Origin of the sequence: Mycobacterium sp. E342, assembly GCF_001667665.1 — a bacterium.
Classification (GTDB): Bacteria; Actinomycetota; Actinomycetes; order Mycobacteriales; family Mycobacteriaceae; genus Mycobacterium.
In genome coordinates this window covers 1-8,862 of sequence record NZ_LZJM01000033.1, presented here as the reverse complement: position 1 = coordinate 8,862, position 8,862 = coordinate 1, and the positions used below count along the sequence as shown (strand labels likewise).

Sequence of the window (8,862 nt, the reverse complement as noted above, 5' to 3'; positions counted from 1 at the left end):
GGCAGGAAGAGTTCCTCGAGCGTCGGCGGCTGGCTGACGAGGCTGCGCACGCCGGCGTCCCCGAGCGCCCGGATCAGTTCCCCGAGGCTTTCGCCGTCGACCTGGGCGCGCACGGTATAGCCCTCGATGCTGACATCCTCGACCCCCCTGATCCGGGTGAGATCGCCGGGGTCGCCGGTCATTTCGGCCCTGATGGAGGTGCGGCTGAGATGCCGCAGCGAGTCCAGTGAACCGCTCTCGACGGTCTTGCCGGCCCGGATGATGGTCACCCGTTCGCACAGCGCTTCGGTCTCAGCCAGGATGTGACTGGACAACAAGACCGTCGTGCCCCGGTCGCGCGCCTCGGCGACGCACTGCTGAAAGACATTCTCCATCAACGGGTCCAGGCCGCTGCTGGGCTCGTCCAGCAGCAGCAGCCGGGCTCGCGAGGAGAAGGCCGAGATCAGGGAGACCTTCTGCCGGTTGCCCTTGGAGTAGGTCCGCGCCTTCTTGTGCGGGTCGAGGTCGAAGCGCTCGATCAACTCGGTGCGGCGCCGGTGATCGATGCCGCCGCGCATGCGGGCCAGCATGTCGATGGTCTCGCCCCCGGTCAGCGTCGGCCACAGCGTGACATCGCCGGGCACGTAGGCGATCTGGCGGTGCAACTGCACCGCGTCGGCCCACGGGTCACCGCCCAGGAGGCGCACGGTGCCGCCGTCCGCCCTGACCAGACCCAGCAGGATCCGGATGGTCGTCGACTTCCCCGCGCCGTTGGGGCCCAGGAAGCCGTGCACCTCGCCTTCGCGCACGGTGAGGTCGAGGCCGTCTAGTGCGCGCACCGCCCCGAACCGCTTTGTCAGGCCGCGGATTTCGATGGGCGCGGCAGCGTCAACTCGCATGGGTTTCTCCTTCATCTTCGGCGGCCAGGAAGGCGTCGTACATGGTGCGGTCGACCATCAGCCCTTCGGTGTAGATCTCCAGCGCGGGCAGCACCATCTCGCGGGCATAGTCGCGCAGGACCGCCCGGATATCCGTTGGGGTTTCATGCATCTGCAGATACAGCAGAAAGCCGCCACCGCCGGTGATTCCCAGGTACCGGGCCCGGGCCTGCGGGTCCCTGCTGGGCTTGATGGTTCCTGCCCGCACGCCCTCGTCCAGGTACTCCTCGGCGTTGTCGATCATCCTGCGCCACAACATGTTCGCCAGTTCTCCGCCGGACTGCATGCTGCGGACCAGGTAGGCCATCATCGGCGCGTACGACTCGATCTCGGCCATCTGGGCGAACCAGGTGGCGGGGTCGTTCGACCTGAGCGCCTCGGACTTGCTGTTGCGGATCTCGTCGGCGATGTAGTCGTCACACGCCTTGCGCAGGCCCTCCTTGGAACCGAAGTGGTGGATGACCAGCGCCGCGCTCACGCCCGCGGCTTCGGCGATCGCGCGCAGTCCCACGCCGAACCCCTGCTCGCCGAACTGCTCGATCGCCGCGTCCCGGATCCGGGCGGCGGCGGTCAGGTCGGCTGAACGCATGTTCAGTAGACTAAACGTGCGTTCAGTCGCGAGTCAAGGGGGTGGCGCGTCAAGAATCCGTATCGGTTTGGCGCGCGGTCTAATCGCGCACGGCGGCCAAAATGCCGTCGCCGAGTGGCACCAATGCCGGGGTGAGCCGCTCGTCCTCGGCGATGAGCCGCGCCGCCTCCCGTACCGCGACCACCTCCGCGTCGCGGGCGGCGGGATCGCCGGCACGCCCCCCGAGGGCGGCCCGGTGCACCACGATGACGCCGCCGGAGCGCAGCAGCCGCACGCCCTCCACGACGTAATCGGGTTGGTCAACCGGGTCTGCGTCGATGAACACCAGGTCGTACGACTCGTCGGCCAGCCGGGTGAGGACCTCCTGGGCCCGGCCGCTGATCAGCCGGGTGCGCGACGGCCCGATCCCGGCCTCGGAGAAGGCCTGCTTGGCGAGCCGCAGATACTCGGGCTCGATGTCGATCGTCGTCAAGACGCCGTCGTCGCTCATGCCGGACAACAGCCACAGCCCGCTGACTCCCGCGCCGGTGCCCACCTCGGCGACGGCCTTGCCGCCGCTGAGTTTGGTCAACAGGCTCAGCAGCGCACCCACCGCCGGGGTCACCGCGCCCGCGCCGATGTCCATCGCGCGCTCGCGGGCGGCCGCCAGCAGCGCGTCCTCCGAGATCGACCCCTCGGCGTGCGCGCAGAGGGATTCGGCTCGACTGGGCGCCGGCTGGCCGGGGGTTTCTGCGTCGGTGCCGTCCATGCCCGCAGCGTATTCCACTTCGGTGCGCGTCCCGGCGTGGCACGCCTAAGTCGTCCCGCCACGACACGCCCGGCAACGTCGAGGCGTTTAGCTTCACATCGCGGCGGATATCTCCTGCGCAGCGATGGTAACGATCCGGTTTCTCAGGTTGAGCTCAGATTGTTCATATATCGCACATACGCCGATACGCGACGGTGTCCCTATGGATCGCGGAGCGCGTTGGCACGGGAATACGGACTGGCGGCCACGTGTTGCCGCCGGTGACGACTTGTCGCTTTTGGGCAGGACGGATTCGGAGGATCTGATCATCACCACGCTTTTGGGCCCTACCAGCATGTCGCACGCGCAGGACTGCCCCGCAGACGAGTGGGTGGAGCCGTCCGACGGGCTGCAGGGCACCGCGGTCTTCGACGCGACCGGGGACAAGTCCACGATGCCCTCGTGGGACGAACTGGTGCGTCAGCACGCCGACCGGGTCTACCGGCTGGCCTACCGCCTCTCCGGCAATCAGCACGACGCCGAGGACCTCACCCAGGAGACGTTCATCCGCGTTTTCCGGTCGGTGCAGAACTACCAGCCCGGGACGTTCGAGGGGTGGTTGCACCGCATCACCACCAACCTGTTCCTGGACATGGTGCGCCGGCGCGCCCGGATCCGGATGGAGGCGCTGCCCGAGGATTACGAGCGGGTGCCCGCCGACGAGCCGAATCCCGAAGAGATCTACCACGATTCGCGGCTCGGCCCCGACCTGCAGGCGGCGCTGGACTCGCTGCCGCCGGAGTTCCGCGCCGCGGTCGTCCTGTGTGACGTCGAGGGCCTGTCCTACGAGGAGATCGGCGCGACGCTTGGCGTGAAGCTGGGAACGGTGCGCAGCCGCATCCACCGTGGACGTCAGGCCCTGCGCGACTACCTGGCCGCGCATCCCGAACCCGGTTCCGGCCGGAACGCGCTGCGCGCCGAGTCGGCGTAGCCGGGCGAACACCGGCCTCCCGCGATGCCGGCGGTTTCGCCGCCTGTAGACGGGGTATTGCGCCCCGCCTCGCGCTACATTCGAGGGGTAGGCGCAACGAAAGGACCCGGCGATGGCCGATCGAGGACATGTCTTCCGGCGCGCTTTCTCCTGGCTTCCCGCTCAGTTCGCCTCTCAAAGTGATGCACCCGTCGGCGCCCCGCGCCAGTTCGGTTCCACCGAGCACCTTTCCGTGGAGGCCATCGCGGCCTTCGTCGACGGTGAGTTGCGGATGAACGCGCACCTGCGGGCCGCGCATCACCTGTCACTGTGCCCGCAGTGCGCGGCAGAGGTCGACGATCAGAGCCGGGCGCGCGCGGCGCTACGGGACTCGCACCCGATCAGCATCCCGAGCACGCTGCTCGGGATGCTGGCGGAGATTCCCTACGACTCGCCCGACGATGCGAGCAGCCGGGCGGCCGACCGTTTTGCTGACCGCGACGCCCGTGAACAGCGCAAGCGCCGCTAGCTCGATACCTCCTCTTCGAAATCCCCGCAATTGATCCGGACGAATTTTGCGCACGCCGCCCGTGCGCTCACGGGCGTGGTGCGCCGAACCGTGGATACTAGGGTGGACACGACCGCGCCGGTGTCGCACATCTCGCCCGGTGCAGGGCCCGTCTCGAGCGCTCAAGAAGAGGATCCAAAGGGGTAACGTGACCTCCGATCAAGGCTTCGACCAGAAGCAGGACAGCGGCAAGAACCGCGGCAACCGTTTGGCGCCGCGCCCCATCTCGCGTCCGCCGGTCGACCCCGCCTCGCGTCAACTGTTCAGCCGCCCTGACGGGCTGCGCGGATCCTTCGTGGCCGATCGCGTCCGCCCGCCGAAGTATCGGGACCAGGGCGAGTTCCGGCCCCACGACGAGCCGGCCGATCCCGTGCTTCAGGAGGCGTTCAGCCGGCCTGTCGGCAGCCCCGACACGCTGCAGCGCCACCCCGTCGACGCCGGCGCGCTGGCGGCCGAGAAAGACGGCGTCGGGCCGGACGAGGCCGACGATCCGTGGCGTGACCCGTCGGCGGCGGCGGCGTTGGGCACCCCGGCGGTCGCCCCGTCGGGACCCCGGAGGCCGCAGGGCTACGGTGGCAAGCTCGGTGTGCGCGATGTGCTGTTCGGCGGCAAGGTGTCCTACCTGGCGTTGCTCGTCTTGGTGCTGATCGCGTTGCTCATCGGGGTGATCGGCGGGGTGGTCGGTCGCAAGACGGCCGAGGTGGCCGAGGCCTTCACCACCTCGAAGGTGACACTGTCGACTAACGGCAACGGCGAAGGCCCGGCCGGTCGCTTCGCCAAGGTGGCGGCCGCGACCGCCAATGCGGTCGTGACCATCGAGTCCAAGAGCGACCAGGAGGGCATGCAGGGCTCCGGCGTGGTGGTCGACGGTCGCGGCTACATCGTCACCAACAACCACGTGATCTCCGAGGCGGCCAACAACCCCAGCCAATTCAAGACGACCGTGGTGTTCAACGACGGCAAGGAAGTGCCGGCCAACCTGGTCGGCCGCGACCCCAAGACCGACCTGGCCGTGCTCAAGGTCGACAACGTCGACAACCTGAGCGTGGCCCGGTTCGGCGACTCGGACAAGGTGCGCGTCGGCGACGAGGTGCTGGCGGCCGGTGCGCCGCTGGGCCTGCGCAGCACCGTGACCCACGGCATCATCAGCGCGCTGCACCGGCCCGTCCCGTTGTCGGGGGAGGGCTCGGACACCGACACCGTCATCGACGCCCTGCAGACCGATGCGTCCATCAACCACGGCAACTCCGGTGGCCCGCTGATCGACATGGATTCGCAGGTGATCGGCATCAACACCGCGGGTAAGTCCTTGTCCGACAGCGCGAGTGGGCTCGGCTTCGCGATCCCGATCAACGAGGCGAAGCAAGTCGCGCAGACGCTGATCAAGGACGGCAAGATCGTGCACCCCACGCTGGGGATCAGCACCCGCTCGGTGAGCAACGCCATCGCCTCGGGGGCCCAGGTAGCCAACGTGAAGGCGGGCAGCCCCGCGCAAAAGGGCGGGATCCTGGAGAACGACGTCATCGTCAAGGTCGGTAACCGCACGGTCGCCGACGCCGACGAGTTCGTCGTCGCCGTGCGCCAGCTGACCATCGGGCAGGACTCCGCGATCGAGGTGGTCCGCGACGGCCGGCACGTCACCCTCACCGTCAAGCCCGACCCCGACGGCAGCTAGATGTTCGGCAGCCTGAGCTGGGAGCACATCCTGGTCCTCGTCGTGGTCGGATTGGTGGTCCTCGGCCCGGAGCGGCTTCCCGGCGCGATCCGCTGGACATCGACCGCGCTGCGCCAGGCTCGCGACTACCTCAGCGGCGTGACCACCCAACTGCGCGAGGACCTCGGGCCCGAGTTCGACGATCTGCGGGTTCCGCTGAGCGAACTGCAGAGACTGCGGGGGATGACGCCGCGGGCCGCCCTGACCAAGCACCTGCTGGACGGCGACGATTCCTTCCTCACCGGGAACTTCGACAGACCGGTCAACGGGGCGGCCCTCACCCCGCCGGAGCCGTCGGCGCCGCCACAGCAACCCCAGCCACACATCCCCGGTCAGACGCCGTTCGACGCAGACGCGACCTAGCGGGTCTCGGCTAGCGCCGCGTCGGATCGAGCCCCAGCGACACGCCCGCCAGACCGCGGCGGCGCGACGACAGCTTGTCGGCCACGCCGCGCAGTTCCTTGCCCGCCGGGGAGTCGGGGGCGCTCAGCACGATCGGCGTGCCGGAATCGCCGGCGGCCACCAGCGCGGGATCGAGCGGGATCTGGCCCAGCAGCGGCACATCGGCGCCGACCGCGCGGGACAGGCGTTCGGCCACCTGTCGGCCGCCGCCCTCGCCGAACACCTGCATGGTCGACCCGTCCGGCAGGGTCAGGCCCGACATGTTCTCCACCACCCCGGCGATGCGCTGCCGGGTTTGCATCGCGATGCTGCCCGCCCGCTCGGCGACCTCGGCGGCGGCCAGCTGCGGCGTCGTGACCACCATCAGCTCCGCGCTCGGGATCAGCTGAGCCACCGAGATGGCGATGTCGCCGGTGCCCGGCGGCAGATCCAGCAGCAGGACGTCCAAGTCACCCCAATAGACGTCGGCCAGGAACTGCTGCAACGCCCGGTGCAGCATCGGCCCTCGCCACACCACCGGTGTGTTGCCCTCGGTGAACTGGGCGATGGAGATGACCTTCACCTCGTGCGCGATGGGCGGCAGGATCATCGACTCGACCTGGGTGGGCCGGTCGGTGGTGCCCATCATCCGGGGGATGGAGTGGCCGTGAATGTCGGCGTCGAGCACGCCGACCGACAGGCCGCGGGCCGCCATCGCCGCGGCCAGGTTGACCGTGACGGTGGACTTGCCCACCCCGCCCTTGCCGGACGCGACCGCATAGACCCGCGTCAGCGAGTTCGGCTGGGCGAAGGGGATGACGGGCTCGCGGGCGTCGCCGCGCAACTGCTTGCGCAGTTCGGTGCGCTGCTCGTCGTTCATCACGTCCAGGGTGACCTTCACGGCCCCAGTGCCCGGGACGTCGGAGACGGCCTGGGTGACCCGTTCGCTGATCTCGGTCTTCTTCGGGCAGGCGGCCGTGGTCAGGTAGATCGCCACGTGCACGCCGCCGTCGGGCTCGGTGTCGATGCTCTTGACCATGCCGAGTTCGGTGATGGGGCGCCGTAGTTCGGGGTCGATCACTTTCCCCAGTGCGGTGCGGATTGCCGCGCTCAGGTCGGCAGCGTCATGACGGGACATCACCGCCGAGTGTAGGCGCGCGGCGTGCCGGCGTTTGGCGGCGACCCGGTCAGCCGCCCGCAACGGGGCCGGGCGGCTTGGGCGTGGCCGCGTTCGGCGGGCCGGCCGGCTTCGGCGCCGGTGACGCCGGGGGCGCCTGCACCACCGGTGGTGCGGCCGGGGGCGGGGCCGCCTGCGGGTCAGGAGGCGGCGCGGCTCATCGCCGAGGACGAGCGGCTCACCCCGGCATTGGTGCCACTCGGCGACGGCATTTTGGCCGCCGTGCGCGATTAGACCGCGCGCCAAACCGATACGGATTCTTGACGCGCCACCCCCTTGACTCGCGACTGAACGCACGTTTAGTCTACTGAACATGCGTTCAGCCGACCTGACCGCCGCCGCCCGGATCCGGGACGCGGCGATCGAGCAGTTCGGCGAGCAGGGGTTCGGCGTGGGACTGCGCGCGATCGCCGAAGCCGCGGGCGTGAGCGCGGCGCTGGTCATCCACCACTTCGGTTCCAAGGAGGGCCTGCGCAAGGCGTGTGACGACTACATCGCCGACGAGATCCGCAACAGCAAGTCCGAGGCGCTCAGGTCGAACGACCCCGCCACCTGGTTCGCCCAGATGGCCGAGATCGAGTCGTACGCGCCGATGATGGCCTACCTGGTCCGCAGCATGCAGTCCGGCGGAGAACTGGCGAACATGTTGTGGCGCAGGATGATCGACAACGCCGAGGAGTACCTGGACGAGGGCGTGCGGGCAGGAACCATCAAGCCCAGCAGGGACCCGCAGGCCCGGGCCCGGTACCTGGGAATCACCGGCGGTGGCGGCTTTCTGCTGTATCTGCAGATGCATGAAACCCCAACGGATATCCGGGCGGTCCTGCGCGACTATGCCCGCGAGATGGTGCTGCCCGCGCTGGAGATCTACACCGAAGGGCTGATGGTCGACCGCACCATGTACGACGCCTTCCTGGCCGCCGAAGATGAAGGAGAAACCCATGCGAGTTGACGCTGCCGCGCCCATCGAAATCCGCGGCCTGACAAAGCGGTTCGGGGCGGTGCGCGCACTAGACGGCCTCGACCTCACCGTGCGCGAAGGCGAGGTGCACGGCTTCCTGGGCCCCAACGGCGCGGGGAAGTCGACGACCATCCGGATCCTGCTGGGTCTGGTCAGGGCGGACGGCGGCACCGTGCGCCTCCTGGGCGGTGACCCGTGGGCCGACGCGGTGCAGTTGCACCGCCAGATCGCCTACGTGCCCGGCGATGTCACGCTGTGGCCGACGCTGACCGGGGGCGAGACCATCGACATGCTGGCCCGCATGCGCGGCGGCATCGATCACCGGCGCCGCACCGAGTTGATCGAGCGCTTCGACCTCGACCCGCACAAGAAGGCGCGGACCTACTCCAAGGGCAACCGGCAGAAGGTCTCCCTGATCTCGGCCTTCTCCTCGCGAGCCCGGCTGCTGCTGCTGGACGAGCCCAGCAGCGGCCTGGACCCGTTGATGGAGAATGTCTTTCAGCAGTGCGTCGCCGAGGCGCGCGACCGGGGCACGACGGTCTTGTTGTCCAGTCACATCCTGGCTGAGACCGAAGCGCTGTGCGAACGGGTGACCATCATCCGGGCCGGCAAGACCGTCGAGAGCGGTTCACTGGACTCGCTGCGGCATCTCAGCCGCACCTCCATCAGGGCCGAAATGACCGGCGACCCCGGCGATCTCACCCGGATCAGGGGGGTCGAGGATGTCAGCATCGAGGGCTATACCGTGCGCGCCCAGGTCGACGGCGAAAGCCTCGGGGAACTGATCCGGGCGCTCGGGGACGCCGGCGTGCGCAGCCTCGTCAGCCAGCCGCCGACGCTCGAGGAACTCTTCCTGCG

10 protein-coding genes and 1 pseudogene are annotated in these 8,862 nt (G+C 69.0%); 7 read left to right on the top strand and 4 right to left on the bottom strand.

Features of this window, described 5'->3' with window-relative positions; all coding sequences use genetic code 11:
- From A5692_RS01915 to A5692_RS01905, 3 genes are all read right to left on the bottom strand, one after another.
- The coding region (locus A5692_RS01915; RefSeq protein WP_068051493.1) for an ABC transporter ATP-binding protein at positions 1–878 on the bottom strand (878 nt) is incomplete at its 3' end.
- Complete coding sequence (locus A5692_RS01910; RefSeq protein ID WP_068051481.1) at positions 868–1,506, bottom strand: TetR/AcrR family transcriptional regulator; 639 nt, start codon at positions 1,504–1,506, stop codon at positions 868–870. The genes A5692_RS01910 and A5692_RS01915, both read right to left, overlap by 11 nt.
- A gap of 79 nt (positions 1,507–1,585) precedes the next feature.
- Complete coding sequence (locus A5692_RS01905; RefSeq protein WP_068051491.1) at positions 1,586–2,254, bottom strand: O-methyltransferase; 669 nt, start codon at positions 2,252–2,254, stop codon at positions 1,586–1,588.
- 202 nt (positions 2,255–2,456) lie between these two features.
- Between A5692_RS01905 and sigE the strand changes: the two genes are divergently transcribed.
- The 4 genes from sigE (at position 2,457) to tatB (ending at position 5,848) form a co-directional block, all read left to right on the top strand.
- Positions 2,457–3,224 carry an RNA polymerase sigma factor SigE gene (gene sigE / locus A5692_RS01900; RefSeq protein ID WP_068051489.1) on the top strand — a complete coding sequence of 256 codons (768 nt, stop codon included), beginning with the start codon at positions 2,457–2,459 and terminating at the stop codon, positions 3,222–3,224.
- A gap of 112 nt (positions 3,225–3,336) precedes the next feature.
- On the top strand, positions 3,337–3,732 hold the full coding sequence (gene rseA / locus A5692_RS01895; protein WP_068051487.1) for an anti-sigma E factor RseA: 396 nt from the start codon (positions 3,337–3,339) through the stop codon (positions 3,730–3,732).
- A gap of 187 nt (positions 3,733–3,919) precedes the next feature.
- Positions 3,920–5,446, top strand: a complete 1,527-nt coding sequence (locus A5692_RS01890) for a S1C family serine protease (protein ID WP_068051485.1) — start codon at positions 3,920–3,922, stop codon at positions 5,444–5,446.
- Complete coding sequence (gene tatB / locus A5692_RS01885; RefSeq protein ID WP_068051483.1) at positions 5,447–5,848, top strand: Sec-independent protein translocase protein TatB; 402 nt, start codon at positions 5,447–5,449, stop codon at positions 5,846–5,848.
- Positions 5,849–5,858: 10 nt separating this feature from the next.
- Here the strand turns inward: tatB and A5692_RS01880 are convergent, their stop codons facing one another.
- A complete protein-coding gene (locus tag A5692_RS01880) occupies positions 5,859–7,004 on the bottom strand; it encodes an Mrp/NBP35 family ATP-binding protein (RefSeq protein WP_102419852.1) in 1,146 nt (381 codons plus the stop codon).
- A 174-nt stretch (positions 7,005–7,178) separates the two neighbouring features.
- Here A5692_RS01880 and A5692_RS28775 point away from each other — a divergent pair.
- The 3 genes and pseudogenes from A5692_RS28775 to A5692_RS01870 form a co-directional block, all read left to right on the top strand.
- A pseudogene (locus tag A5692_RS28775) lies at positions 7,179–7,277 on the top strand (methyltransferase); the annotation flags it as partial.
- Between the two features lie 79 nt (positions 7,278–7,356).
- Positions 7,357–7,995, top strand: a complete 639-nt coding sequence (locus tag A5692_RS01875) for a TetR/AcrR family transcriptional regulator (RefSeq protein WP_068051481.1) — start codon at positions 7,357–7,359, stop codon at positions 7,993–7,995.
- The coding region (locus A5692_RS01870) for an ABC transporter ATP-binding protein (RefSeq protein WP_068051479.1) at positions 7,985–8,862 on the top strand (878 nt) is incomplete at its 3' end. The genes A5692_RS01875 and A5692_RS01870, both read left to right, overlap by 11 nt.